Genomic DNA, 26720 nt, shown 5'->3' with positions numbered 1-26720 from the left:
ATTCATAAGGAGAGCGCGCGTGTCGCCAAGCCTGTTCCGACGATAACCAGCAGCCTGCTGTGCGTTCCGTTTCGTCTTTTTTCGGCTGTTATTTATTACAGGTCCAGGTTCATGCCCGAATACGTCAATTGGCTTCGTCACGCTTCGCCCTATATCAATGCCCACCGCGACTGCACCTTCATCGTCATGCTGCCCGGCGACGGGGTGGAGCACCCCAATTTCGGCAACATCGTCCATGACCTGGTGCTGTTGCACAGTCTCGGTGTGCGGCTGGTGCTGGTCCATGGTTCGCGCCCGCAGATCGAGACCCGTCTCGCCGCGCGAGGGCTGACCCCGCATTATCACCACGGCATGCGCATCACCGATGCCGCGACCCTGGAGTGCGTGATCGATGCGGTTGGTCAGTTGCGCATTGCCATCGAGGCTCGCCTGTCGATGGACATGGCTTCTTCGCCGATGCAGGGTTCGCGGTTGCGGGTCGCCAGCGGCAACCTGGTCACTGCGAGGCCCATCGGCGTACTGGAAGGCGTGGACTATCACCACACCGGCGAAGTGCGCCGGGTTGACCGCAAGGGTATCAACCGTCTGCTGGACGAGCGCTCCATAGTTCTTCTGTCACCATTGGGCTATTCGCCTACCGGAGAAATCTTCAACCTCGCCTGTGAAGATGTCGCCACCAGGGCTGCCATTGACCTGGCGGCCGACAAGCTGTTGCTGTTCGGTGCCGAGCAGGGCTTGATCGGCGAAGACGGGCGTCTGGTGCGTGAGTTGCGCCCACAACAGGTCCCGTCCCATATGCAGCGCCTGGGCAGCGACTATCAGGCTGAACTGTTGGATGCTGCAGCCCAGGCCTGCCGTGGCGGCGTGGCTCGCAGTCACATTGTCAGCTACGCCGAAGACGGTGCGCTGCTGGCCGAGCTGTTCACCCGCGATGGCAGCGGTACGTTGGTCGCCCAGGAGCAATTCGAAGTGGTGCGCGAAGCGGCCATCGAAGACGTCGGTGGCTTGCTGGACCTGATCAGTCCGCTGGAGGAGCAGGGCATTCTGGTGCGTCGCTCCCGCGAAGTGCTGGAGCGGGAAATCGAGCAGTTCAGCGTGGTCGAGCGCGAAGGCATGATCATCGCTTGCGCGGCGCTCTACCAGATCGCCGATTCGGACGCTGGGGAGCTGGCCTGCCTGGCGGTAAATCCTGAGTACCGCCACGGTGGCCGGGGTGATGAACTGCTGGAGCGGATCGAGACCCGTGCTCGTGCCAAAGGGCTCAAGACCCTGTTCGTGCTCACCACCCGTACTGCCCACTGGTTCCGTGAAAGGGGCTTCGAACCCAGCAGCGTTGAGCGTCTGCCGGCGGCCCGGGCATCACTGTACAACTATCAACGCAACTCGAAGATCTTCGAGAAGGCCCTATAGGTCCAGTCAACCATGCGCCCCATTTGGGGTGATGGATTGCACTTTTCTTGATTTCAAACAATAAGATTTTTGTCTCAAAAACTTCACAATCCTGGTCTATGCTGCTTCGGACGCATTGAGACAGACAGCGAGGCTCGCACTCCGAGCCTCGATATCCAAGTCTTTTGCCCTGAAAAAGTGCACAAAAATTAGCCGTTCAGTAATTCGCAGGCTGGCCGATATGCCAGGTCTGGAGTGAAGATGCGCTGATGACATCTATATGTCCAAATTGACTGAAAACTTATGAAACAATTCTTTTTGGAATTATAAATAATCCATTATTCTTCCGCCCGGTGTCGTGGGGTTAGACCTTGGTCGTAGTCATAAATGGTTACGATTGACTTGTCGGTCACGGTCTGGCGCTAATCGCGCATCCGCGGATTCCGGACGTTCGATCCAGAACCAAAGAAACACAAGAATTAGAAAACGAGAGGAGCGAAGCATGAACAAGTCCACCTTGGCCCTGGCTGTGGCCGTTGGGGTTTTGGCGCAGCAGGCAGGCGCCGCCGGTTTTATCGAAGACAGCAAGGCGTCTGTCAGTTCTCGTACGCTGTACTTCAATAACGATAACCATGATGGTAATGAGGATCTGCGCGAAACGGGCACCGGCCTCAAGTTCGACTATAAGTCTGGCTTCACGCAAGGCGTTGTTGGTTTCGGTATCGATGCTCAGGCGCTGGTGGGTATTCGTCTCGATGGGGGCCGGGGCCGTAACGCTGGTTCCTATATGCCAAGCGATACTGATGGTTCGGCAGTACACGATTGGAGCCGTTTGTCGGGCAACGTCAAGGCGCTGTTCTCCAAGACCGAGGCTCATGTAGGTGGCGCACTGGCACCAAACCTGCCGATCCTGGTCGCCAACGACAGCCGTCTGCTGCCGCAGACCTTTGAAGGTGGCACCATCACCTCCAAGGAAATCGACAATGTGACCTTCAACGCCGGTCAGCTGGAACACGCTACCGGTCGTGCATCGAGCAACAGCACCGGTCTGGCGATCGCAGGTGGTACCGAGGACAGCAACCAGTTCCGCTTTGGCGGTGCCGACTGGAAGGTCACCAAAGACCTGACTTTGCAGTACTACTACGCCAACCTGCAGGATTACTACAAGCAGCACTTCCTGGGTGCGGTACACGTTTTCCCGATCAGCGAAGGCCAATCGTTCAAGACTGACCTGCGTTACTTTGACAGCAGTTCGGATGGCCGTAATGGCGACGCCGGCTATCGCTTCAACAACAACAGTGGCTATGCCAAAAAACCTGGCGAGGTCGATAACAAGACCTGGAGCGCCATGTTCACCTACACCCTGGGTGGCAGTGCCTTCCTGTTGGGTCACCAGCAAGTCGGTGATGACGGTGGCTTCGTCTACCTGAACCAGGGCAACGTGGTAAACAGCAACGGTCGTCCTGAAGGCGCCGGCGGCTCGAGCTTCTACCTGTTCACCGACAGCATGATCAACGGTTTTGTCCGCGCCGGTGAAAACACCACGTTCGGTCAGTACTCGTATGACTTCGCCTCGGCTGGCGTTCCGGGTCTGAAAGCGTCGATTGCCTACCTGCGTGGTGACGATGTCAAATCCGCCACTGCTGGCGGAAGCGATTACTCCGAGTGGGAACGCGACGTGCGTGTGGATTACGTCATCCAGCAAGGCGCTTTGAAAGGCTTCGGCACTACCCTGCGTCAGGGTACCTACCGCAGCAGCGGCGTGGGCGACAGCCAGGATCAGACCCGTCTGATCTTCAACTACACTTACAACTTCATGTAAGACGTAGAGCCGTAAAAAAGCCCCGTCCGGCACGCGCCGGGCGGGGCTTTTGCGTTTTCGGGTCAGGCGTCTGTAGAGTCCTTACGCAGGATGAATGCGCTGAACGCCAGAAAATCATCCAGGTGCTGGGTAATGATTGCGACCATGATCGGCAGCTGCAGGGCTTGATAGTCGTGCACGGCGATATTTCTGAAACCCACCATGTTTTTCAGATGCTTCACCAGGCCTTCCGCCACCCAGCCGCCTTGAAAAAGCAACTCGAACACGTCCCGAGCGCTTTGCGGGACTCCTAGGCGTTCGCGGCGAATCAAATGCTGCCCCATATCCAGCGCCGCTTCACATGCACGCTGAATATTCAGGACGGCCGAATCCTGACGGGTGAAATCAGTGGCGAAGGTGGAGGGATCTTTCTCGTACTCCTCGCGTACCCTGGCGACGCAACGCTCTATGCTTGCCGCTTTGTTGATCAATACATCATCGACCATACACGGTGCCTTCTTCGTGAATATCCTTGAGTAGGGCCGCCCGGGCTGTGTCGAAAGCGGTTTTCTCGCTGAGAATGAAACTCTCGAACAACCCCGCCTGTACGTCTTTGGCCCATAAGCGCTGACCACGAGTCACGATCTGGTATTGCATCACGGTGGTTGCCGCGCGCAGATCGATCAGGTCGACCGGGCTCCCGGCGATATCCGCCAGGTCTCCCGAAAGCTGCCATAAAAACACCGGGTCGACATGACCAGGTACCAGCACGGCGATATCGACATCGCTATCAGGCCCGGAGGTTCCCTGTGCATGGCTGCCGAACAGGTACACTGCCAATAAATCAGGCAGATGGTTTTGCAGATACGTCAGCAAGGCTTGAATGTTCATGCAGCCTATCCTAGCTGTTCGTCCTGAAATCGCGGCAATAATTTCCATAATGTGGATACGAAACAAAAAAGCCCCGCCCGACAACACGCCGGGCGGGGCTTTACGTTTCGAGTCAGGCCCACCCCTGTAGCCCTCCTCGAAGCTTCTCCTCTTTACAGCAACTCGAGGCCTTCTCGAACCTCATCGAGGATGTTGAGCCCATAGGTACATCAGGGCCAGTGAACAGTTTTTTATATTCACAAAAAGTCTAGACAGATCAATATTCATTCTTTTTAAAACCGCCAGAACCGAGGCACAGTCAGGCTCCACAAGATCTCATCCAGGAGCCACACCATGAGCCTCAGACTGGGCGACATCGCCCCCGACTTCGAACAGGAATCCAGCGCCGGCAAAATCCGCTTCCACGAATGGCTTGGCAACAGCTGGGGCGTGCTGTTTTCTCACCCGGCGGACTTTACGCCGGTCTGCACCACTGAGCTGGGCCTCACCGCCAAGCTCAAGGATGAATTCGCCAAGCGCGGCGTCAAGGCTATTGCCCTCTCGGTCGACCCGGTGGATTCGCATCACAAATGGATCGACGACATCAACGAAACCCAGAATACCGTCGTCAACTTCCCGATCCTGGCTGACGCCGATCGCAAGGTGTCCGACCTGTACGACCTGATCCACCCCAATGCCAGCGATACCTTGACCGTGCGTTCACTGTTCGTGATCGACCCGAACAAAAAGATTCGCCTGACCATCACCTATCCGGCCAGCACCGGGCGCAACTTCAATGAAATCCTGCGGGTGATCGATTCCTTGCAGCTGACCGACAACTACAAGGTTGCCACGCCGGCCAACTGGCAGGACGGTGATGAGGTGGTGATCGTGCCGTCGCTCAAGGATGAGGAAGAACTCAAGCAGCGCTTCCCCAAAGGTTATCGCGCCGTGAAGCCGTATTTGCGCCTTACTCCGCAGCCCAATCGCTGACGCAAAACCTTTGTGGGAGCGAGCTTGCTCGCGATAGCCATAGATCAGCCATATTCATGCTGACTGACACGCCGCTATCGCGAGCAGGCTCGCTCCCACAGGTTTTCCATGCACCAAGGGTTTTGGCCGTTTCGACGGCCTTTTTTTATGCTTTGAAAAAGAGATGTCTGCATATTTCTATATTGAATAATCAAATGAATAAATATGATTTATGGGTATATGAAAGCCCCTGCTATGGTTTGACCCATCCAGCGAGATCGCCTACTGCGAATCGCACAGAACGTTAAAGGAATGGCAGGCATGTTGGTCGTCTCACTCGGTGGCAGTCCCAGCCAGCGCTCCCGCTCCGGGGTACTGCTGGAACGCTCGCAACGCTGGTTGCAGCAACACGGTGTGGAAGTGGTGAGCTATCAGGTGCGCGATTTTCCGTCCGAAGATCTGCTCCATGCCCGCTTCGACAGCCCAAAGGTCATCGACCTGCTCCAGCAGATCGAGAATGCCGATGGCCTGCTGATCGCCACACCTGTCTACAAGGCGTCTTTTTCCGGTGCGTTGAAGACTGTGTTGGACCTGCTGCCCGAGCGTGCACTGAGCCATAAGGTCGTATTGCCCATGGCGACTGGCGGCAGTATCGCCCACATGCTGGCGGTGGATTACGCCCTCAAACCGGTGCTGTCGGCGCTCAAGGCCCAGGAAATGCTCCAGGGGATTTTTGCCGAAGACAGCCAGATCGCCTATGGCGAAGGTGGCGCCCAGGCGCAGTTGGTGCCGGCCCTGCAGCAGCGGCTGAATGAGGCGCTGGAGCAGTTTTTCAGCGCCATGGCCCGTCGACCCAAGCCGTTGGAGCCCAGCGTGTTGAACGAACGTCTATTGAGTGCTCGCTGGAGCATCTGAACCCCAATACCTCTGATTCAACTCACCTTACTCAGCCGCCAACGGCCCAGCAGGTGCAGCCAAACCCCACAGCAAAAGGAGAAGCGCCATGCGCTCTGTCATTTTGCGTCGCGGGCTGGTCGCTCTGTTTGCTGCGGCTGTGTCCTTCGGCGTCATTACCCAGGTTCAAGCCGAGACCTTGCGGATCGGTTATCAGAAATACGGCACCTTGGTGTTGCTCAAAGCCAAAGGCACGCTGGAAAAGCGCCTCGCTGCCCAAGGCGTGGACGTGCAATGGACCGAGTTCCCCGGCGGCCCGCAATTGCTTGAGGGCCTGAACGTTGGCTCCATCGATTTTGGCGTGACGGGTGAAACCCCTCCGGTGTTCGCCCAGGCTGCAGGTGCCGATCTGCTCTATGTCGCCTACGAACCGCCGGCCCCCAACAGTGAGGCCATCCTGGTACCCAAGGACTCGCCGATCCACTCGGTGCAGGACCTCAAGGGCAAGAAAGTCGTTCTGAACAAAGGCTCCAATGTCCATTACCTGCTGGTGCGGGCGCTGGAGGATGCCGGCCTCGCATATACCGATATCCACACCGTGTTCCTGCCGCCGGCCGATGCCCGTGCCGCGTTCGAGCGGGGCAGCGTCGATGCCTGGGTCATCTGGGATCCGTACCAGGCTGCCGCCGAACAACAATTGCAGGCGCGCACCCTGCGCGATGGCAAAGGCATCGTCGACAACCATCAGTTCTACCTCGCTACCCGACCCTATGCGCAAAAAAATCCGCAGGTCATCGCCGCCCTGGTGGAGGAAGTGCGTGCAGTGGGGGAGTGGTCCAAGGCCAACCCCGAAGACGTGACCCGTCAGGTGTCGCCGCTGCTCGGTCTACCTGAGCCGGTCACCCTGACGTCAATGAAGCGCCAGGGTTTCGGAGCCTCGTTCCTCACGCCTGAGGTGGTCGCGGCGCAGCAGAAAATTGCCGACACCTTCTATCAACTCAAGCTGATCCCCAAGCCCTTGAGCATCCGGGACGTGATCTGGACGCCGCCAGCAACCGTTGCGAAAGCGCAGTAATCCGACCCCTTAGGAGACCACTCCATGAGCCTCAATATTTTCTGGTTCCTGCCCACCCATGGCGATGGCCATTATCTGGGCACCGCCGAAGGCGCCCGTGCCGTCGATCACGGATACTTGCAACAGGTCGCCCAGGCGGCGGATCGGCTGGGTTTCGGCGGCGTGCTGATCCCAACCGGCCGTTCCTGCGAAGACTCCTGGCTGGTGGCCGCTTCGTTGATTCCGGTGACCCAACGCTTGAAGTTCCTCGTTGCCTTGCGCCCCGGGATTATTTCTCCAACGGTCGCGGCGCGTCAGGCCGCGACCCTGGATCGGTTGTCCGGCGGACGGGCGCTGTTCAACCTGGTGACCGGCGGTGATCCAGAAGAACTGGCCGGTGATGGCCTGTTCCTGGATCACGAGGCGCGCTACCAGGCGTCGGTTGAATTCACCCGCATCTGGCGTCGTGTGCTGGAAGGCGAGACCGTGGATTACGACGGCGAACACATCAGTGTGAAGGGCGCCAAACTGCTCTATCCGCCCATCCAGCAGCCGCGTCCGCCACTGTATTTCGGCGGCTCATCGGAGGCGGCCCAGGACCTCGCTGCCGAGCAGGTGGAAATGGTGCTGACCTGGGGCGAGCCACCCGCCGCCGTGGCAGAGAAAATCCAACAGGTGCGTGCCAAGGCCGCGAAGCTCGGTCGTACCGTGCGCTTCGGCATTCGCCTGCACGTGATCGTGCGCGAAACCAATGCCGAGGCCTGGCAGGCCGCCAATCGGTTGATCTCCCATCTGGACGACGACACCATCGCCCGCGCCCAGGCTTCCTTGGCGCGCTTCGACTCGGTGGGCCAGCAACGCATGGCCGCGCTGCATGGGGGGCGGCGTGACAAGCTGGAAGTCAGCCCCAACCTCTGGGCCGGCGTCGGGCTGGTGCGTGGCGGTGCCGGTACAGCGCTGGTGGGCGATGGCCCGACGGTGGCGGCGCGGGTCAAGGAATACGCTGAACTAGGGATCGACACCTTTATTTTCTCCGGTTATCCACACCTCGAAGAGTCGTATCGCGTGGCGGAGCTGTTGTTTCCACACCTGGACGTGGAGCGCCCGGAGCAGCCGAAAAGCCAGGGCTATGTGAGCCCGTTCGGGGAAATGGTCGCCAATGACATCCTCCCTAAAGCCGCATCCCAGAGCTGAGGCGGCCATGAAGAAACTTATCCACAACCTGACACCCTGGGCACTGCCGCTGCTATTGCTGGCCGTGTGGCAACTGTCGGTATCGGCGGGATGGTTGTCCACGCGAATCCTGCCTGCCCCGGTGGCCGTGATCGAGGCCGGGGTCAGCCTGGTGCGCAGCGGTGAGATCTGGACCCACCTGGCGATCAGCGGTTGGCGGGCGACGGTTGGTTTCCTGCTCGGCGGGAGTATCGGGCTGGTGCTGGGCTTTATCACCGGTCTGTCGAAATGGGGCGAGCGCCTGCTGGACAGTTCGGTGCAGATGGTGCGAAACGTGCCGCACCTGGCGTTGATTCCATTAGTGATCTTGTGGTTCGGCATCGATGAGTCGGCGAAGATTTTCCTGGTGGCGCTTGGCACGCTATTTCCGATCTACCTCAACACCTACCACGGCATCCGCAATGTCGATCCGGCGCTGGTGGAAATGTCCCGCAGCTACGGTTTGTCCGGCTTCAGTCTGTTTCGCCAGGTGATCCTGCCCGGCGCGTTGCCTTCGATCCTGGTGGGGGTACGGTTTGCGTTGGGTTTCATGTGGTTGACGCTCATCGTTGCGGAAACCATCTCCGCCAGCTCTGGCATCGGCTACCTGGCGATGAACGCCCGGGAGTTCCTGCAGACTGACGTGGTGGTGTTGGCGATTCTGTTGTACGCCGTACTCGGCAAGCTGGCCGACCTTGCGGCCCGCGGGCTTGAGCGAGTCTGGCTACGCTGGCATCCGGCGTATCAGGTGAACAAGGGGAATGCCCCATGACCGCCCAACAACCCCCGCGCCTGTTGCGAGGCATTCCGCTGGCGGTGCGCAAACTGCAGAGAACCTTCGGCTCGCGCCAGGTGCTGCGGGACATCGACCTGCACATTCCGGCCGGACAATTCGTGGCAGTGGTCGGTCGCAGCGGCTGCGGTAAAAGCACCTTGTTGCGCTTGTTGGCCGGTCTCGATCAGCCCTCGGATGGTCAACTGCTGGCAGGCTCGGCGCCGTTGAGCGCTGCGCAACAGGACACCCGCTTGATGTTCCAGGAGGCGCGCCTGTTGCCTTGGAAAAAGGTCATCGACAACGTCGGCCTGGGGCTCAAAGGCAACTGGCGAGTCCAGGCGTTACAGGCGCTGGACGCCGTCGGTCTGGCCGACCGTGCCGATGAGTGGCCGGCGGCGTTGTCCGGCGGCCAGAAACAGCGGGTGGCCCTGGCCCGCGCGTTGATTCATCGGCCGCGCCTGTTGCTACTCGACGAACCCCTGGGAGCGCTCGACGCCCTCACCCGCATCGAGATGCAGCAACTGATCGAACGTCTGTGGCAGCAACACGGCTTTACCGTGCTGCTGGTGACCCACGACGTCAGCGAAGCGGTGGCAATCGCCGACCGGGTGATCCTGATCGAAGACGGCCGGATCGGTCTCGACTTGCCCATCGACCTGCCACGCCCGCGGGTTCGCGGCTCCCATCGCCTGGCGACCCTGGAGACCGAAGTCCTCAACCGCGTGCTGTCCCTGCCCGGCCAACCGCCGGAACCCGAACCCGTTTCACCCTTGCCCACGCAACTGCGTTGGGCGCAATAACACCACCCAGATAGGAATCGACACCATGACCATCAAAGCCATCAACGTGCGTAACCAGTTCAAAGGCATCATCAAGGAAATCGTCGAAGGCGACGTACTCTCGGAAATCGACGTCCAGACCGCCTCCGGCATCGTCACCTCGGTCATCACCACCCGTTCGGTCAAGGAGCTGGAACTGGCGATCGGCAGCGAAGTGATCGCCTTCGTCAAATCCACGGAGGTGTCTATCGCCAAATTGTGAACGGTGTGCACCCGATGCCCCGAATGGCATTGGCCTTTTGGGGCTCACCTTAAAGGCTGAAGATCAGACCGCTTCGCGCTTGGGCAGATACGGAGGCAGGTACAACCCCAGGTACGCATCGAACACCCGCATGCCTTCTTCGGCCATGCGCGGGGTGATCTGGCCGTGTTGTTGCACCGAGCGGGCGTAGACCCGGTCGCCCAGCTCCATGGCGAGGGCGAAGACGTCGACGTCATTGGGCAGTGTCGGCAGCTCGAAATGCCGGGAGAAGACTTTGTGCATCAGCTCACTGAGTTCGAGGTCGTGCTGGCGGTCGGCCTGGGTGACTTCGGTCAGCCCATGCTGGGCCAGGATCAACTGGCGGGCGGCGGCGTCCTGGTCGTAGATCGTCAGCATGCGCTGTTCCACCAACCGCGACAGATCGTGCCAATGGTGCAGCGCGTCGTGATCGATCGGTGCCTGGAGGCAGGCGCGGAAGGCGGCGTGGACATCGGCGGTGAGCGCTTCGAGCAGGGCTGGAACGCTGGCGAAAAAGTGATACACGGAGGAGGGCGGGATCTCGGCGCGCTCGGCCACGCTGTAGATCGACAGGCTGGCCACGCCTTCCGTCGCCAGCAGCGTGCGGGCGGCATCGAGGATCGAATCGATCCGGGCCTGGCTGCGTGCGCGAGGTTTGCGAGGGGTGGCGGTGCGTGTCATGGGTGGCTCCTGCGGGACTGCCGGGCATTGTACGAGCAGGGACGTGGGTTGTCTGCCCGGCCGCCATCGCGAGCAGGCTCGCTCCCACAAGGGATCTTTGGCGAAGCACTCAATACCCTGTGGGAGCGAGCCTGCTCGCGATCCGCCGGAGGCGGCCATAAAAAAACGCCGCGGCCCTGAGGGCGGCGGCGTTTCTTTTTACTGCAACCGCTTAAACGGTATGCAGGTACCAGTTGTACTCAAGGTCGGAGATGGAGTGCTCGAACTCTTCCAGCTCGCTTTCCTTGCAGGCCACGAAGATATCGATGTACTTCGGATCGATGTACTTGGCCATGACTTCGCTGTCGTCCAGCTCGCGCAGGGCATCGCGCAGGTTGTTCGGCAGGCTTTGCTCGTTCTGCTCGTAGCTGTTGCCTTCCACCGGTGCGCCCGGCTCGATCTTGTTGACCAGGCCATGATGCACGCCCGCCAGTACGGCGGCCATCAGCAGATATGGGTTGGCATCGGCACCCGCCACGCGGTGTTCCAGGCGTACGGCGTCGGCGGAGCCGGTGGGTACGCGCAGGGCCACGGTGCGGTTGTCCAGGCCCCAGGTCGGCGAGTTCGGCACATAGAACTGCGCGCCGAAACGACGGTAGGAGTTCACGTTCGGGCAGAGGAACGCCATCTGCGCGGGCAGGGTCTCGAGCACACCGCCGATCGCGTGACGTAGCGCGGCGTTCTGCTCGGGATCCTCGCTGGCAAAGATATTCTTGCCATCCTTGTCCAGAATCGAAATGTGAACGTGCAGACCATTGCCTGCCTGGCCCGGATACGGCTTGGCCATGAAGGTGGTGTCCATTTCATGGTCGTAGGCGATGTTCTTGATCAGGCGCTTGAGCAATACCGCATAGTCGCAAGCCTTGATCGGATCGGCCACGTGGTGCAGGTTCACTTCGAACTGCGCCGGGGCACTTTCCTTGACGATGGCGTCGGCGGGAATGCCTTGCTCCTTGGCACCTTCCAGGATGTCCTGGAGGCAGTCGACGTATTCATCCAGGTCGTCGATCAGGTAGACCTGAGTCGAGTGCGGGCGTTTACCGGAGATCGGCGAGCGGGGCGGTTGTGGACGCCCATTCACGTTCTCCTGGTCGATCAGGTAGAACTCCAGCTCGAATGCCGCGCAGATGGTCAGGCCCAGCTCGTCGAACTTGGTCACGACCTGGCGCAGGACTTCGCGAGGGTCGGCGAAGAAAGGCTCGCCTTCCAGTTCGTGCATGGTCATCAGCAGTTGCGCGGTAGGGCGCTTCTGCCAGGGTTCGTTGGAAAGGGTGCCCGGGATTGGATAGCAGATCCGATCGGCATCGCCGATGTCCAGGCCCAGGCCGGTGCTTTCCACCGTCGAACCGTTGATATCCAGGGCAAACAGGGAGGCCGGCAGGTTGATGCCTTTCTCGTAAACCTTGTGGAGGCTGGTGCGTTCGATGCGCTTGCCGCGCACCACACCATTCATATCCGCAATCAGAAGGTCAACGTACAGAACCTCAGGATGTTCCTTAAGGAACGCGTTCGCTTCGTTAAGCTGAACGGCACGCGGGGGTACCGACATGATGCAACACCTTTGTTGTTAAAAATATCAATCATTGATCTCTTCGAAAGCCAGTCAACCCGAACGGCATGCCGAAGTCAAGCAGGGCCTTTTTTGCCCTAAAAAAGCACCTGGGGGGCTTTTTTGAGGCAGTTTGGGGCGTTTTTTTCCCTTTGAGGGACCTGGCGCCCGCAAGCTTGAGCGGGCCGTGTTGTATTTTTTACGGGGGTGTTGTGTAAAAAAATGAACAAGGCTAAGCTCGATTCAAACCCATAACAGCAATAATACCGGGGTGCTTCATGTCTCGCCTGCCGTACCAACGGCCTCACCAACTGTTCCGGCAGATCGGTTGGCATGCTCGTCGCAATGCTCATCGCATCAGTGGCGACATCTGCTCCCCGGCCATGACGAGGGCCGCCAAGTGCCTGTCCATGCTGATGTCGCTCCCGGCGGATCAGTCGTCATCTTCGTCCAATATTCTGGACGCCCTGGACGAATTTCCCTTTAGCGGCTCTCCTTCAACTTTAGAACCTTTTTCCGGCCGATGGTTGGGCAAGGGCAACACAACGCGACGCCGATGCGTCAAACAACGCCTGGCTACTGAAAGCAGCCAGGAAACCCACGCCTAGAGGCATTTATGAGTAACAACCTCGACCAGCTCACCGATTGGTTGAAAAACCATAAGATCACAGAAGTCGAATGCATGATTGGCGACCTGACCGGCATTACCCGGGGCAAGATCTCGCCGACCAACAAGTTCATTGCCGAAAAAGGCATGCGCCTGCCCGAGAGCGTCCTGCTCCAGACCGTTACGGGCGACTATGTCGAAGACGACATCTATTACGAACTGCTCGACCCTGCCGACATCGACATGATGTGCCGCCCGGACGAAAACGCAGTGTTCCTCGTGCCCTGGGCCATCGAGCCCACCGCCCAGGTGATCCACGACTCCTACGACAAGCAGGGCAACCCCATCGAGCTGTCGCCGCGCAACGTGCTCAAGAAGGTGCTCAAGCTCTATGCCGACAAGGGCTGGCAGCCGATTGTCGCGCCGGAAATGGAGTTCTACCTGACCAAGCGCAGCGACGACCCGGACTTCCCGCTGCAACCGCCCGTAGGCCGTTCCGGCCGTCCGGAAACCGGGCGCCAGTCTTTCTCTATTGAAGCGGCCAACGAATTCGACCCGCTGTTCGAAGACGTCTACGACTGGTGCGAGTTGCAGGAGCTGGACCTCGACACCCTGATCCACGAGGACGGCACGGCGCAGATGGAGATCAATTTCCGTCACGGTGATGCGCTGTCCCTGGCTGACCAGATCCTGGTGTTCAAGCGCACCATGCGCGAGGCGGCGCTCAAGCACAACGTAGCCGCGACCTTCATGGCCAAGCCCATGACCGGCGAGCCCGGCAGTGCGATGCACCTGCACCAGAGCATCATCGACAAGGAGACCGGCAAGAACGTTTTCTCCAATGAAGACGGGACCATGAGCGAGCTGTTCCTGCATCACATCGGTGGCCTGCAGAAATTCATTCCCGAGCTGCTGCCGTTGTTCGCCCCCAACGTCAACTCGTTCCGTCGCTTCCTGCCGGACACGTCGGCGCCGGTGAACGTGGAGTGGGGTGAGGAGAACCGTACCGTGGGCCTGCGGGTGCCGGATGCCGGGCCACAGAACCGCCGGGTGGAAAACCGCTTGCCGGGTGCCGACGCCAACCCATACCTGGCGATTGCCGCCAGCCTGTTGTGCGGCTTCATCGGCATGGTCGAAGGCATCAATCCGAGCGCACCGGTGGTAGGGCGTGGTTACGAGCGTCGCAACCTGCGCTTGCCGCTGACCATCGAAGACGCCCTGGAACGCATGGAAAACAGCAGCACCATCGAGAAGTACCTGGGCAAGAAATTCATCACGGGCTACGTCGCAGTCAAGCGGGCCGAGCATGAAAACTTCAAGCGCGTCATCAGTTCATGGGAGCGGGAATTCCTGCTCTTTGCCGTCTGAGGCGCCGGGCGGGGTTGCCTCCGGCAGCCTCGCCCCCATCGATATAAAGGAGAATTCGCATGACCGGCAACAACCCGCAAACCCGTGAATGGCAGGCCCTGAGCAGCGATCATCACCTGGCCCCGTTCAGCGATTTCAAGCAGCTCAAAGAGAAAGGCCCGCGCATCATCACCCACGCCAAGGGCGTCTATCTCTGGGACAGTGAAGGCAACAAGATTCTCGATGGAATGGCCGGCCTCTGGTGCGTGGCCGTCGGCTACGGCCGCGATGAGCTGGCCGACGCCGCCAGCAAGCAGATGCGTGAGTTGCCGTACTACAACCTGTTCTTCCAGACCGCCCACCCGCCGGCGCTGGAGTTGTCCAAAGCCATCGCCGACATTGCCCCTGAAGGCATGAACCATGTGTTCTTCACCGGTTCCGGTTCTGAAGGCAACGACACCATGCTGCGCATGGTCCGCCACTACTGGGCGATCAAGGGCCAGCCGAACAAGAAGGTCATCATCAGCCGCAAGAACGGTTACCACGGCTCCACCGTGGCCGGCGCGAGCCTGGGTGGCATGACTTATATGCACGAGCAGGGCGACCTGCCGATCCCGGGCATCGTCCACATCGCCCAGCCTTACTGGTACGGCGAAGGCGGCAACATGAGCCCGGAGGAGTTCGGCGTGTGGGCGGCCAATCAACTGGAAGAGAAGATCCTGGAGATCGGCGTGGACAACGTCGGTGCTTTCATCGCCGAACCGATCCAGGGCGCGGGCGGCGTGATCGTGCCACCGGACAGCTACTGGCCCCGCATGAAGGAGATCCTCGCCAAGTACGACATCCTGTTCGTGGCCGACGAGGTGATCTGCGGCTTCGGTCGCACCGGTGAGTGGTTCGGTACCGACTTCTACGGGTTGAAGCCGCACCTGATGACCATCGCCAAGGGCCTGACGTCTGGCTACATCCCCATGGGCGGCCTGATCGTGCGTGATGACGTGGTCGAGGTGCTCAACGAAGGCGGTGACTTCAACCACGGTTTCACCTATTCCGGTCACCCGGTGGCCGCCGCGGTGGCCCTGGAAAACATCCGTATCCTGCGGGAAGAAAAGATTATCGAGCGGGTCCGCAGCGAAACGGCACCCTATTTGCAGAAACGTCTGAGGGAACTGAACGACCACCCGCTGGTGGGTGAGGTGCGCGGTGTCGGTCTGCTGGGGGCAATCGAGCTGGTCCGGGACAAGGCCACGCGCCAGCGCTACGAAGGCAAGGGCGTAGGCATGATCTGCCGGCAGTTCTGCTTCGATAACGGGCTGATCATGCGTGCCGTCGGCGACACCATGATCATTGCGCCGCCGCTGGTGATCAGCAAGGCCGAGGTGGATGAGCTGGTGACCAAGGCACGGCAGTGCCTGGACCTGACCCTCAGTGCGTTGCAAGGCTAAGTGCTAGGCTCTGTGCGAGGCACTTCCAAGGGCCTCGCCCAGTCTGAACAAAAGGTCGGGCTTGTGTTGAAAGCCAGCCCTGTAACTTGCCAGACTACCGTTGTTCAAGTTGCCCGCGAGCCGGCTGCTGAACTGTGGCTAAAAAGAATAACTGGAGCATCATCCATGAAGGCAATAGGTATGAAGATAGCTGGCAAGACCCTCCTCGCCATGTCCCTGATGGGCGTGATGGCGAGTGCCGTTCAGGCGGACGATAAAGTGCTGCACGTCTATAACTGGTCCGACTACATTGCACCGGACACGGTCGCCAAGTTCGAGAAAGAGTCGGGGATCAAAGTGGTCTACGACGTGTTCGACAGCAACGAGACGCTGGAAGCCAAGTTGCTGGCCGGCAAGTCGGGTTATGACATCGTGGTACCGTCGAACAACTTCCTGGCCAAGCAGATCAAGGCCGGCGTCTACCAGCCACTGGACAAGTCCAAGTTGCCGAACTGGAAAAACCTCGACACCGACCTGCTCAAGGCCGTGGGCGATGCCAGCGACAAGGGTAACCAGCATGCCTTCCCTTACATGTGGGGCACCATCGGCATCGGCTACAACCCCGAGAAGGTCAAGGCGGCATTGGGCGTCGACAAGATCGACTCGTGGGACACCCTGCTCAAGCCGGAAAACATCGCCAAGCTCAAGGGCTGCGGCGTGAGCTTCCTCGATTCGCCGACCGAAATGATCCCGGTGGCGTTGCACTACCTGGGCTACCCGACCGACAGCCAGGACAAGAAACAATTGGCTGACGCCGAGGCGCTGTTCCTCAAGATCCGTCCTTCGATCAGCTATTTCCATTCGTCCAAGTACATCTCCGACCTGGCCAACGGCAACATCTGCGTCGCCGTGGGTTACTCGGGTGATATCGAGCAGTCGAAGTCCCGTGCGGCCGAAGCGGGTGGCAAGGTCAAGGTGGCCTACGCCATTCCAAAAGAAGGCGCCGGTTCGTTCTACGACATGGTCGCTATTCCAAAGGATGCCGAGAACGTCGAGGCTGCCTACAAGTACATGAACTTCCTGATGCAGCCGGAAATCATGGCTGAGATCACTGACAACGTGCGCTTCCCGAACGGCAACAAGGCAGCGACGCCATTGGTGGACAAGGAAATCTCCGGTGACCCGAACATCTATCCGTCGGACGCCGTGAAAGCCAAGCTCTACGCGATCAGCGACTTGCCGCCGGCCACGCAGCGGCTCCTGACCCGCAGCTGGACCAAGATCAAATCCGGTAAATAAACCGGCCTGAGGCATCTTCCTGTTGTCGCGGTCATCGCGGCGGCGGCAACAGGAACAATTAAATAACTAAAAGTTTTGCTGGATCGGTTTATCGAGGGTAAGTTGCGCGCCGGTTTTGTTGCAGGGCCCAGCGCGGCCAGGTAACGGGGGCAACTTGGGCCCGACTATTTAAGAGGACCTCCACGTGCCAGTCTTTTCTTTGTTACGCAACGCCTTGCTGGTCGGTGCAGGCCTGACGCTCGCGGTCAGCGTCCAGGCTGCTTCCACCGTGCATATTTATAACTGGTCGGACTATATCGGTGAGACCACCCTGGCGGATTTCGAAAAAGCCACTGGGATCAAGCCGGTCTACGACGTGTTCGATTCCAATGAAACCCTGGAGGGCAAGTTGCTGGCCGGTCGCACCGGCTACGACGTAGTGGTGCCGTCCAACCACTTCCTGGGCAAGCAGATCAAGGCCGGGGCCTTCCAGAAGCTCGACAAGGCGCAGTTGTCCAACTATGCCAATCTCGACCCTGCGCTGCTCAAGCGCCTGGAGCGTAACGATCCAGGCAACCAGTACGCGGTGCCCTACCTGTGGGGCACCAACGGTATCGGCTACAACGTCGAGAAGATCAAGGCGGTCCTGGGTGTCGACAAGATCGATTCGTGGGCCATGCTGTTCGAGCCGGAGAACATCAAGAAACTCTCCAGTTGCGGCGTCTCGTTCCTCGACTCGGGAGACGAGATGATCCCGGCGATGCTCAATTACCTGGGCCTGAATCCCAACAGCGAAGACCCTGAAGATTACAAGAAGGCCGAGGCCCAGCTCCTCAAGATCCGGCCTTACGTGACCTACTTCAACTCCTCCAAGTACATCTCCGATCTGGCCAACGGCGAGATCTGCGTGGCAGCCGGTTTCTCCGGCGATATCTTCCAGGCCCGTTCGCGTGCCAGCGAGGCCGGCAAGGGTGTCGAGATTGCCTACGTGATTCCCAAGGAGGGCGGCAACCTCTGGTTCGACATGCTGGCGATCCCGCGCGACGCCACCAACGTCAAGCAAGCCCATGCATTCATCAACTATCTGCTCAAGCCTGAGGTGATCGCCCAGGTCAGCGACACCGTCGGTTATGCCAACCCGAACCCAAAGGCTGGCGATCTGATGGATCAGAAAGTCCGCACCGACGAGGCGGTTTACCCACCGCAAGCGGTCGTCGACAAGCTCTACGTCAACTCCGAGTTGCCGCCCAAGATTCAACGACTGATGACCCGCAGCTGGACCAAGGTCAAGTCGGGTAAATAACCGCTCTAACCAAGGTTCGCCCGCATGGGGCGAACTGTAAATTCTGTGGGAGTTTCGTAAATGGCTGTTGCCTCCGGCGCCTATAAGAAAGCCCTCGAGGGCGACCAGACACCCAAGCAGGTGCTGGTCAAAATCGACCGGGTCACGAAGAAGTTCGACGAGACGATTGCCGTGGACGATGTGTCCCTGGAAATCAAGAAAGGCGAAATCTTCGCCTTGCTCGGCGGTTCGGGTTCGGGCAAATCCACCTTGCTGCGCATGCTTGCCGGCTTCGAGCGGCCCACGGAGGGGCGGATTTTTCTCGACGGTGAGGACATCACCGACATGCCGCCCTATGAGCGGCCGATCAACATGATGTTCCAGTCCTACGCCTTGTTCCCGCACATGACCGTGGCGCAGAACATTGCCTTCGGCCTGCAACAGGACAAGATCCCGAAGGCCGACATCGAAGCCCGTGTGGCCGAAATGCTCAAGTTGGTACAGATGAGCCAGTACGCCAAGCGCAAGCCGCACCAGCTCTCCGGCGGCCAGCGTCAGCGCGTGGCCCTGGCCCGTTCCCTGGCCAAGCGTCCGAAGCTGTTGCTGCTCGACGAACCGATGGGTGCTCTGGACAAGAAGCTGCGCTCGCAGATGCAGCTTGAGCTTGTCGAGATCATCGAGCGAGTCGGCGTGACCTGCGTCATGGTGACCCACGACCAGGAAGAGGCCATGACCATGGCCGAGCGTATCGCGATCATGCACCTGGGCTGGATCGCCCAGATCGGCAGCCCGATCGATATCTACGAAACCCCGACCAGCCGCCTGGTCTGCGAGTTCATCGGCAACGTCAACATCTTCGAAACCGAAGTGGTGGACGACGCCGAGGGCCACGCGGTACTGACCTGCAAGGACCTGGACCGCAACATCTACGTGGGCCACGGCATCAGCACTTCGGTGCAGGACAAGTCGGTGACCTACGCCATTCGCCCGGAAAAATTGCTGGTGACCGCCGAACAACCGACCTGCGAGCACAACTGGTCCAGCGGCAAGGTCCATGACATCGCCTACCTGGGTGGACACTCGGTGTTCTACGTCGAACTGCCGAGCGGCAAGCTGGTGCAGTCGTTCGTCGCCAACGCCGAGCGCCGTGGCCAGCGTCCGACCTGGGGCGACCAGGTGTTCGTCTGGTGGGAAGATGACAGCGGCGTGGTGCTTCGCTCATGAACATGCGCAAATTCAAACGCCGACTGGATCGAATAACGCCCGGTGGCCGTCAACTGGTCATCGGGGTGCCCTTCATCTGGCTGTTCCTGTTCTTCATGCTGCCGTTCTTCATCGTCCTGAAGATCAGCTTTGCCGAAGCCGACGTGGCCATTCCGCCGTACACCGAGATCTATAGCTACGTCGACCAGAAGCTGCAAATCCTGCTCAATCTCGCCAACTACGCGATGCTCAGCGAGGACGAGCTGTACATCGCCGCGTACCTGGGCTCGCTGAAAATGGCCCTGATCAGCACCGCCTTGTGCCTGCTGATCGGCTACCCGATGGCCTACGCCATCGCCAATGCGCGCAAAGAGACGCAGACGGTACTGGTGCTGCTGATCATGATGCCGACCTGGACCGCGATCCTGATCCGCGTCTACGCGTGGATGGGCATCCTCAGCAACAACGGCCTGCTCAACGGCTTCCTGATGAGCATGGGCTGGATCAGCGAACCGCTGCAGATCCTCAACACCAACCTGGCGGTCTATATCGGCGTGGTCTATTCGTACCTGCCATTCATGATCCTGCCGCTGTACGCCAACCTGGTCAAACATGACCCCAGCCTGCTGGAGGCTGCCTCCGACCTGGGTTCGAGCACCTTCAACAGCTTCTGGAAAATCACCGTGCCGTTGTCCAAGAACGGCATCATCGCCGGCTGCATGCTGGTGTTCATCCCGGTGGTGGGCGAGTTCGTGATCCCGGAACTGCTGGGCGGCCCGGAAACCCTGATGATCGGTAAAGTGCTGTGGCAGGAATTCTTCAATAACCGTGACTGGCCGGTGGCGTCCGCCCTGGCGGTGGTGATGCTGGCGATCCTGATCGTGCCGATCATCCTGTTCAACCGTAGTCAGGCCAAAGAAATGGAGGGCAAGGAATGAAGCGCTTCAGTTTTTCAAGCCTGATGCTGGTGCTGGGATTGCTGTTCATCTATGCGCCGATGGTGATCCTGGTGATCTATTCGTTCAACGCCTCGAAACTGGTGACGGTGTGGGGCGGCTGGTCGATCAAGTGGTACGTCGGCCTGTTGGACAACACCCAATTGATGGGCTCGGTGGTGCGTTCGCTGGAAATCGCCTGCTACACGGCGGTGGCCGCGGTGGCCCTGGGTACGCTGGCGGCCTTCGTGCTGACCCGCATCACCCGCTTCAAGGGGCGCACGCTGTTTGGTGGCCTGGTCACCGCGCCGCTGGTGATGCCGGAAGTGATCACTGGCCTGTCGCTGTTGCTGCTGTTCGTGGCCATGGCGCAGATGATCGGTTGGCCTCAGGAGCGTGGCATCGTCACGATCTGGATTGCCCACACCACGTTCTGCGCGGCCTATGTGGCGGTGGTGGTCTCGTCACGCTTGCGTGAGCTGGACCTGTCCATCGAAGAAGCGGCCATGGACCTCGGTGCACGGCCGTGGAAGGTGTTCATCCTGATCACCATCCCGATGATCGCGCCATCGCTGGCGGCGGGGGGCATGATGTCGTTCGCGCTGTCGCTGGATGACCTGGTACTGGCGAGCTTCGTGTCGGGCCCCGGGTCGACGACCTTGCCGATGGAAGTGTTCTCGGCGGTGCGCCTGGGCGTGAAGCCGGAGATCAACGCCGTGGCGAGCCTGATCCTGCTGGCGGTGTCGCTGGTGACCTTCCTGGTCTGGTACTTCAGCCGCCGCGCTGAAGAAAACCGCAAGCGGGCGATCCAGCAAGCTATCGAAGAAAGCGCCGCCGACTCCTGGAAGCAGCCGGAAGTCCGCCGGGCGGTGGCTGAGCCAGTCTGACCGCACGCAGGCCTTATGGGAGCGAGCCTGCTCACGAAGGCGGTGTGACAGTCGACAAAAATGTCGATTGTCCATCCGTCATCGCGAGCAGGCTCGCTCCCACAAGGCTCATGAGTTCCAAGGGGATGTGCGGATGATTTCCACGAAGTTCGTCGGTTTGAACCCCGGCTCCTGATCCATCAGGACATCGGTCTTCACATTGCCGAAGGTCGTCTGCGGGCGATGCCGCAAGCCGTTGGCGAATGCGCAGATGATGCACTCCTTGAACCCCTCCCCACGTGGATGGGCATGCACCACGGCTTCGCGATGCGCTGCCGGGAAGGCGGCGTAGTCCATGCCCAATACATCCATCTCCACCCCGGCGGTCACCAGGGCGACGGTAGGACGCAGGTGTTTCGGTATGCCCGGCGTGGTATGCAGGGCGATGGACAGCCACACCTGTTCGATATCGTCATCACTCAGCCCATAGGGTTTGAGAAACGCTGCGGCAGCATTTGCACCATCCACTTCAAAGCGCTCATCGTCGCTGCGATGGCCTTCCACCAGGCCAATGTCATGGAACATCGCACCGACGTACAGCAACTCCGGCTCGTAGGCCAATTGCCGACGCTGGCCGCTCAAGGCGCCGAACAGAAATACCCGCCGGGAATGGTGGTACAGCAGATCGGACTCAACGTCGCGGATGTATTCGGTAGTGGCGCGGGCAAGGGTGCTGTCGGGGATCTTGACGCCGGCGATGCTGTTCATGCTGCTCTCCTCTTGACGATGCGCCAGGGCGGCGCCGAGGGTACAAGTCTGGTCGCCGGGATACACGGCAACAATCTCCCCGCGGCTGCGATCCATGCCAATGAACCTCGGTTTCGTGCCAGGTGGCGTCCTGCTGATGGATTGGCTAGCGTAGGCTGTGATCTCGTTCAACTCGAAGGCAAGCAGGCACCCATGGAAAAAACAGTTGCGGTCGTGGTATTCGCTGGCGTCCAGTCGCTGGACGTGAGCGGTCCCATGGACGTGTTCTGTGAGGCCAATCGGTTTCTGGCGCCGGAGGATCACTATCGGCTTGAGGTCATCGGGATCGAGCCGGGGGCGGTTCCCTGTTCCAACGGTCTGTCCCTCAATGCCCATCGTCAATTCAGTGAAGCTACACAGGCGTATGACCTGCTGTTGGTGGCTGGCGGGCCGCATTTGCCGTTCATGGATTTCGGCGCGACGTTCGATGCCTGGTTACGTGGGGCCTGTGGGCGGGCGCGGCGCTTTGGCTCGATCTGCAACGGCGCGTTCATGCTCGCCCGGGCCGGTTTGCTGGAGGGGCGGACCGTCACTACCCATTGGGGCGATGCCGGGGCGCTGGCGCAATTGTGTCCTTCGACCCGGGTCGAAGCGGATCGCCTGTACATGCAGGACGGCGCGCTTTATACCTCGGCCGGTGTCACCGCAGGGATCGATCTGTCGTTGTTCCTGCTGGCGCAGGATCATGGGGCGGACGTGGCGTTGAGTGTAGCCAAGCGGCTGGTGGTATTTACCCAGCGTTCAGGCGGGCAATCGCAGTTCAGTCCTTTTCTTGCGCCCCATGCCGCGCCGACGTCTGCCGTGGCCCGGGTCCAGGCCTATGTGCTGGCGAACCTGAACGGTGACTTGGGACTCGCCGATCTGGCCAATGCCGCGAACATGAGCCAGCGCAACTTTTCCCGGGTGTTCACTCGGGAGGCCAAGGTCACCCCGGCGGAATTCGTCGAGCGGGCCCGGGTAGACGCAGCGCGCGTAATACTGGAAAGCACCCGGGCCCCGCTCAAGACCGTGGCTTGGCAATGCGGCTTTCGCGATGCTCAACACATGCGCAATGTCTTTAATCGCAGGCTGGGCGTGACGCCGCAACAGTTCAGACTCAATTTCGCAGCAATGGCCTAGGTCATTTCTTCAGCGTGTCATGGGCTTCCAGCGCTCGCAGCGAGTAGATGTAGGCCGCGCCGGCATTCAAGGACACTGCGGTAGCCAGAGTCGCGGCGATTTCTTCGCGGGTGGCACCGGCCTTGATGGCGGCGTCGGTGTGCACGCCGATGCAACCGTCGCAGCGGGTCGTGATCGCCACGGCGATGGAAATCAGCTCCCGAGTTTTGGCATCGAGCACGTCGTTCTCGGCCGCGGCTTCATCCAGGGCCATGTAGGCCTTGACCATTTTCGGGTTGCTCTTGCCCAGGGCACCAAAGGCGCTCTTGATGGTGGGCAGCAGTTCGGACCAGTTATTGAACATCGCGATGACTCCATTGGGGGTGGACGGAGAGGAACCCTCTGTAGTCTTGACCAACAATGCCGATCAAGCCTGTCGGTGACGGAAAAAATTGAAGGCCGGCCGACTCAGGGCGCTGCCCTGGCCGGCAACAGCTTCAGGGTGTCATGGGTGTTGGCGGTCACTTCTTCCTCGGCCAGGTGCGCCTGGTGATACAAGCCCTCGATGTAGGCCTCGGCCTGGTCAGCGTAATACTTGTCGAACGGCACGCCGCTCTGGCCGACCGGGTTGATGGTGACGCTGTGGGTCGGGTCGGCGAAATCGATGATGCGCCGGGTGGACGGGCCGTAGGTGACCGGCCAGGGAGCCGGGCCGATCCTGGCGGAAAGATTGTTGGGCACTTCATGGGTGCCGGGTGCGGCGAACGGGCCGACATTGAAGATCCGGTCCAACGGTTTTTGCATGCCCAATGGGTGCCCGTGTGTGAGGGTATGGGCATTGCCCCATTGCCACTGCGTGGCATCGTCACCGAAGGTGGTCTTCAGGTGCGCCAGGCTCTTGTTCCAGGCTGTTTTGACGATGTTGCTACGGGTTTCCTTGCTCAGGGTTGTGCGATCGTCCCACCAGGGCGAATCCGCCGAGGCGGCCAGGCGCGGCAGTGCGGCGTCGATCACTCGGGTGGACAGGGCGGTGTCGAAAAAAACGTCCCCCAGTTCATCGTGCAGGGCGGCATCCGCCAGGTTGAACAGGAACTGGTTGAACAGCGTGGCGCTGACGGAATCCAGAGGGTAATCACCCTGCCACTGCGCCAGTTGTTCCACCCACTTGCGTTCCTGCGGATCGCTGACCACGTTCCTCAACACCGGCAGCAAAGGTGCCAGCAAGCGCGGGCCATAGGCGGTGGTGGTGCCCAGTTGCAGCTTGCGGGCGGTTTCGATGTCCCACTTTGCCTGTTTGTCGCTGAGCTGGAGATTGAGTTGCTGCCCACGGTCGGGGAGGTTGTAGTAGCCCGGAATCTCGATACCACCGGGTGAAACCGGCTGGACATTCGCCGAAACGATATAGCCGCGGGCAGGGTTCTCTTCCTGGGGATTGTTGCTGAAAGGGTAGAAGCCTTCCTTCTCAGCCTCTGGGCTGCTGCCATCGAGCAGGAAGCCGGGCTTCACTCCCGCCGGCCGTTTGGGCAGTTGGGCTGCGGCCCACCAGCCGATATCACCCTTGGCATTGGCCCAGACGATATTCAGCCCCGGTGCGTGGATCTTGGCTGACGCTCCGCGCGCCTTGGCCAGTGTGTCGGCACGGTTGAGCTGGTAGAAGGCCTCGAGGATCGGATTACGGCTTTCCAGGAAGCCCCACCACATTGCAATCGGCGTGTGACCGGCATTGGCGCCGAGCACATCGTTGACGATCGGGCCATGGGGTGACTGGCGCAGTACCAGCGTTACCGGTGCCTGGCCCTTTACCGCGATCTGCTGTTCGCTGCGGGTCATGTCCACCCATTGGTCGCGATACCAGACCTGTTCGGGGTTGTCCGGGTTGATCTTCTCGGCAATCAGGTCCAGGTCGTCGTTCTGGAACATGGTGATGCTCCAGCCGAAATCCTTGTTCATGCCCAGCGTCGCAAACGGCAACAATGCCTGGTAGTGCCCGTAGAGTTCGAAGCCCGGTGCCGAAAGGTGGGCCTCGTACCACACCGAGGGGGCGGAAAAGCGGATGTGCGGATCACCCGCCAACAAAGGTTTGCCGCTGCGGGTATGACTTCCGGCAACGGCCCAGGCGTTGCTGCCTTCGAATTGTGGCAGGCCGCTCCCGACCAGGGCCTGTTCGCTCAAACGGGCCAGGGCGTCGAGGCCTTTCCAATCGGCGTCGGCCAGGGGCAGGGCGGTCTTGTGGTGCTCGCCCAGCACACCCTTGGGCTGCCAGTCGAGGTCGAATATGTTCAAGTAATCAGCGCCCAGTTGATCGCGCACGTAGGTCAGCAGCGGTTCGGTACGAAAGGCGGCGGCGAAGCTGTAGGCCATGTAACCGGTAATGCTCACCGTGTCTTCAGCGGTGAACGGGCGCTTGGGGATGCCCAGGACATCGAATTCCACTGGCCGGGCGTGGCTGTCCTGGTAACGGTTGATGCCGTCGAGATAAGCCTGCATCGCGATCCAGGCCGGAGATTGTGGGTCCTGTTCCGCCACGTAGCGGGCGGCGCGCTCGCGGATACGCAGGCTGCGCATCAGTTTATCGGTGTCGAGCAGTTTCGGCCCCAGCACCTCGGCGAGCTCACCACGGGCGAGGCGACGCATGATCTCCATCTGGAACAACCGGTCCTGGGCATGGACATAACCCAGCGCACGGTACAGGTCGGTTTCGTTCTCGGCGCGGATATGGGGCACGCCGCGTTCGTCGTAGCGCACGGTCACCGAGCCTTGCAGCCCCTGCAACTGCACTGTGCCCTGGCGGGTGGGCTGCTTGCTGTAGAGATAGCCGCCGGTGACGATAATAGCGGTGACGACCAATGACAGAAAGGCAATGAGGCTGCGTTTCATGGTGTTCCCTTATTTGGATGATGCATCCTTGCCCCACGGACAATAACAGCCTACCGCCAGTGTGTGGGTGGCATTGACTGCGCGTCCGACGTTCAAGGCCTCCAGAATCGGTTCGATGAAGCTGTTGCTCGAATTACAGGTCAAGCCTTCGCTGTAGGGACCGAAGTAAGCCAGTTCGCCGGTGCGATTCCAGATCGCCACGGCGGGGCTGGCGGGAATCTGCTCCGAGCCGGGCAATGTCGGAAGCGGCTTGAGGCTGCTCAGTGTGGCCGGTAGCTGGCCTTGAGTGCCGCTTTTCTGTATCGCATAAAACTCGACACCTTGTGGGGCATATTTGTCGACCAGTTCGGACAGGTGCTGCTGATTACCGACGTTGCACGGACAGGCCGGATCCCAGAAGTGCACCAGGCGGATCGGGCCGGGCCCTGCCAGCTCGGGCGGCAGGCGCAGAGGGTCGCCGGAAAATACCGCCGTGTGTTGGCTGAAAGCGCGCAGGAAACGTCCCTGGAACCAGTCGTAGGCGATCCACAATACGGCGGCGCACCCAAGGGCAAGCAGACCGGCAAGCAGCGTTGTGCGGTGGGACGGGCGCATGGATTCATCCTCTTAAGCCGCCTAGCTTGCCATGCCTGTCGCGACAGATGAATATCGCAGGTCTACAAAGTCTGTTTCGCGCCTTGCGCATTTGCCTGGAAATATCG

The 26720-nt window shown here is 60.1% G+C and carries 25 protein-coding genes; 17 read left to right on the top strand and 8 right to left on the bottom strand.

Features of this window, described 5'->3' with window-relative positions:
- Window positions 1-111 precede the first annotated feature (111 nt).
- Together argA and FGE05_RS01470 are read left to right on the top strand one after the other, a co-directional pair.
- Entirely contained in the window at window positions 112-1410 is a 1299-nt protein-coding gene (gene argA / locus FGE05_RS01475; RefSeq protein WP_139640988.1) for an amino-acid N-acetyltransferase, read from the top strand.
- A 481-nt stretch (window positions 1411-1891) separates the two neighbouring features.
- A complete protein-coding gene (locus FGE05_RS01470) occupies window positions 1892-3211 on the top strand; it encodes an OprD family porin (protein WP_139640985.1) in 1320 nt (439 codons plus the stop codon).
- Between the two features lie 62 nt (window positions 3212-3273).
- Here FGE05_RS01470 and FGE05_RS01465 read toward each other — a convergent pair whose 3' ends face one another.
- Both FGE05_RS01465 and FGE05_RS01460 read right to left on the bottom strand, forming a co-directional pair.
- The gene (locus FGE05_RS01465) at window positions 3274-3696 is read right to left on the bottom strand and encodes a DUF86 domain-containing protein (RefSeq protein WP_139640983.1); all 423 of its coding nucleotides are present in this window, start codon (window positions 3694-3696) and stop codon (window positions 3274-3276) included.
- A complete protein-coding gene (locus FGE05_RS01460; protein WP_139640981.1) occupies window positions 3686-4081 on the bottom strand; it encodes a nucleotidyltransferase domain-containing protein in 396 nt (131 codons plus the stop codon). Before FGE05_RS01460 ends, FGE05_RS01465 begins: the two co-directional genes overlap by 11 nt.
- A gap of 333 nt (window positions 4082-4414) precedes the next feature.
- Between FGE05_RS01460 and FGE05_RS01455 the strand changes: the two genes are divergently transcribed.
- The 7 genes from FGE05_RS01455 to FGE05_RS01425 all read left to right on the top strand — a co-directional run bounded on the left by FGE05_RS01455 (window position 4415) and on the right by FGE05_RS01425 (window position 10008).
- Window positions 4415-5053, top strand: coding sequence for a peroxiredoxin (locus FGE05_RS01455; RefSeq protein WP_024780487.1), 639 nt, complete (start codon window positions 4415-4417; stop codon window positions 5051-5053).
- Window positions 5054-5353: 300 nt separating this feature from the next.
- A complete protein-coding gene (ssuE, locus tag FGE05_RS01450) occupies window positions 5354-5947 on the top strand; it encodes an NADPH-dependent FMN reductase (RefSeq protein ID WP_139640979.1) in 594 nt (197 codons plus the stop codon).
- A gap of 88 nt (window positions 5948-6035) precedes the next feature.
- On the top strand, window positions 6036-7001 hold the full coding sequence (locus tag FGE05_RS01445; RefSeq protein WP_139640977.1) for a sulfonate ABC transporter substrate-binding protein: 966 nt from the start codon (window positions 6036-6038) through the stop codon (window positions 6999-7001).
- Window positions 7002-7025: 24 nt separating this feature from the next.
- Window positions 7026-8174 (top strand): FMNH2-dependent alkanesulfonate monooxygenase, encoded by a 1149-nt coding sequence (gene ssuD, locus FGE05_RS01440; RefSeq protein WP_139640974.1) that lies wholly within the window; start codon window positions 7026-7028, stop codon window positions 8172-8174.
- Between the two features lie 7 nt (window positions 8175-8181).
- Window positions 8182-8964 carry an aliphatic sulfonate ABC transporter permease SsuC gene (ssuC, locus tag FGE05_RS01435; RefSeq protein WP_139640972.1) on the top strand — a complete coding sequence of 261 codons (783 nt, stop codon included), beginning with the start codon at window positions 8182-8184 and terminating at the stop codon, window positions 8962-8964.
- Window positions 8961-9767 (top strand): aliphatic sulfonates ABC transporter ATP-binding protein, encoded by an 807-nt coding sequence (gene ssuB / locus FGE05_RS01430; protein WP_139640971.1) that lies wholly within the window; start codon window positions 8961-8963, stop codon window positions 9765-9767. The genes ssuC and ssuB overlap by 4 nt, the downstream gene beginning before the upstream one ends.
- Before the next feature lie 25 nt (window positions 9768-9792).
- Window positions 9793-10008 carry a molybdopterin-binding protein gene (locus FGE05_RS01425; RefSeq protein ID WP_024780485.1) on the top strand — a complete coding sequence of 72 codons (216 nt, stop codon included), beginning with the start codon at window positions 9793-9795 and terminating at the stop codon, window positions 10006-10008.
- A 63-nt stretch (window positions 10009-10071) separates the two neighbouring features.
- Here FGE05_RS01425 and FGE05_RS01420 read toward each other — a convergent pair whose 3' ends face one another.
- Complete coding sequence (locus FGE05_RS01420; RefSeq protein ID WP_139640968.1) at window positions 10072-10707, bottom strand: TetR/AcrR family transcriptional regulator; 636 nt, start codon at window positions 10705-10707, stop codon at window positions 10072-10074.
- 211 nt (window positions 10708-10918) lie between these two features.
- The gene (locus FGE05_RS01415; protein ID WP_024780479.1) at window positions 10919-12295 is read right to left on the bottom strand and encodes a glutamine synthetase family protein; all 1377 of its coding nucleotides are present in this window, start codon (window positions 12293-12295) and stop codon (window positions 10919-10921) included.
- A gap of 616 nt (window positions 12296-12911) precedes the next feature.
- Between FGE05_RS01415 and FGE05_RS01410 the strand changes: the two genes are divergently transcribed.
- The 7 genes from FGE05_RS01410 to FGE05_RS01380 all read left to right on the top strand — a co-directional run bounded on the left by FGE05_RS01410 (window position 12912) and on the right by FGE05_RS01380 (window position 21258).
- On the top strand, window positions 12912-14270 hold the full coding sequence (locus tag FGE05_RS01410) for a glutamine synthetase family protein (protein WP_024780478.1): 1359 nt from the start codon (window positions 12912-12914) through the stop codon (window positions 14268-14270).
- Window positions 14271-14329: 59 nt separating this feature from the next.
- Window positions 14330-15694 (top strand): aspartate aminotransferase family protein, encoded by a 1365-nt coding sequence (locus FGE05_RS01405; RefSeq protein WP_139640967.1) that lies wholly within the window; start codon window positions 14330-14332, stop codon window positions 15692-15694.
- 180 nt (window positions 15695-15874) lie between these two features.
- Window positions 15875-16972, top strand: a complete 1098-nt coding sequence (locus FGE05_RS01400) for a polyamine ABC transporter substrate-binding protein (RefSeq protein WP_139641643.1) — start codon at window positions 15875-15877, stop codon at window positions 16970-16972.
- A 184-nt stretch (window positions 16973-17156) separates the two neighbouring features.
- Window positions 17157-18254: a polyamine ABC transporter substrate-binding protein gene (locus FGE05_RS01395; protein WP_139640965.1), complete on the top strand. Its 1098-nt coding sequence runs from the start codon at window positions 17157-17159 to the stop codon at window positions 18252-18254.
- Window positions 18255-18314: 60 nt separating this feature from the next.
- Window positions 18315-19457 (top strand): ABC transporter ATP-binding protein, encoded by a 1143-nt coding sequence (locus FGE05_RS01390; protein WP_139640963.1) that lies wholly within the window; start codon window positions 18315-18317, stop codon window positions 19455-19457.
- On the top strand, window positions 19454-20374 hold the full coding sequence (locus tag FGE05_RS01385; protein ID WP_139640961.1) for an ABC transporter permease subunit: 921 nt from the start codon (window positions 19454-19456) through the stop codon (window positions 20372-20374). Before FGE05_RS01390 ends, FGE05_RS01385 begins: the two co-directional genes overlap by 4 nt.
- Window positions 20371-21258 (top strand): ABC transporter permease subunit, encoded by an 888-nt coding sequence (locus tag FGE05_RS01380; protein WP_139640959.1) that lies wholly within the window; start codon window positions 20371-20373, stop codon window positions 21256-21258. Before FGE05_RS01385 ends, FGE05_RS01380 begins: the two co-directional genes overlap by 4 nt.
- 108 nt (window positions 21259-21366) lie before the next feature.
- Here FGE05_RS01380 and FGE05_RS01375 read toward each other — a convergent pair whose 3' ends face one another.
- On the bottom strand, window positions 21367-22005 hold the full coding sequence (locus FGE05_RS01375; RefSeq protein WP_139641641.1) for an HD domain-containing protein: 639 nt from the start codon (window positions 22003-22005) through the stop codon (window positions 21367-21369).
- A 192-nt stretch (window positions 22006-22197) separates the two neighbouring features.
- Between FGE05_RS01375 and FGE05_RS01370 the strand changes: the two genes are divergently transcribed.
- Window positions 22198-23163: a GlxA family transcriptional regulator gene (locus tag FGE05_RS01370; RefSeq protein ID WP_139640958.1), complete on the top strand. Its 966-nt coding sequence runs from the start codon at window positions 22198-22200 to the stop codon at window positions 23161-23163.
- 1 nt (window position 23164) lies between these two features.
- Here FGE05_RS01370 and FGE05_RS01365 read toward each other — a convergent pair whose 3' ends face one another.
- The 3 genes from FGE05_RS01365 to FGE05_RS01355 form a co-directional block, all read right to left on the bottom strand.
- A complete protein-coding gene (locus FGE05_RS01365) occupies window positions 23165-23506 on the bottom strand; it encodes a carboxymuconolactone decarboxylase family protein (RefSeq protein WP_139640956.1) in 342 nt (113 codons plus the stop codon).
- Between the two features lie 104 nt (window positions 23507-23610).
- On the bottom strand, window positions 23611-26019 hold the full coding sequence (locus FGE05_RS01360) for a penicillin acylase family protein (protein WP_139640954.1): 2409 nt from the start codon (window positions 26017-26019) through the stop codon (window positions 23611-23613).
- A 9-nt stretch (window positions 26020-26028) separates the two neighbouring features.
- A complete protein-coding gene (locus FGE05_RS01355; protein WP_139640952.1) occupies window positions 26029-26613 on the bottom strand; it encodes a DUF6436 domain-containing protein in 585 nt (194 codons plus the stop codon).
- Between the last annotated feature and the right edge of the window lie 107 nt (window positions 26614-26720).

The sequence above is a fragment of the Pseudomonas sp. ICMP22404 genome (assembly GCF_006227205.1).
GTDB lineage: Bacteria > Pseudomonadota > Gammaproteobacteria > Pseudomonadales > Pseudomonadaceae > Aquipseudomonas.
Note: the sequence above shows the minus strand (reverse complement) of the source record. Positions and strands in the feature narration are given on the sequence as shown.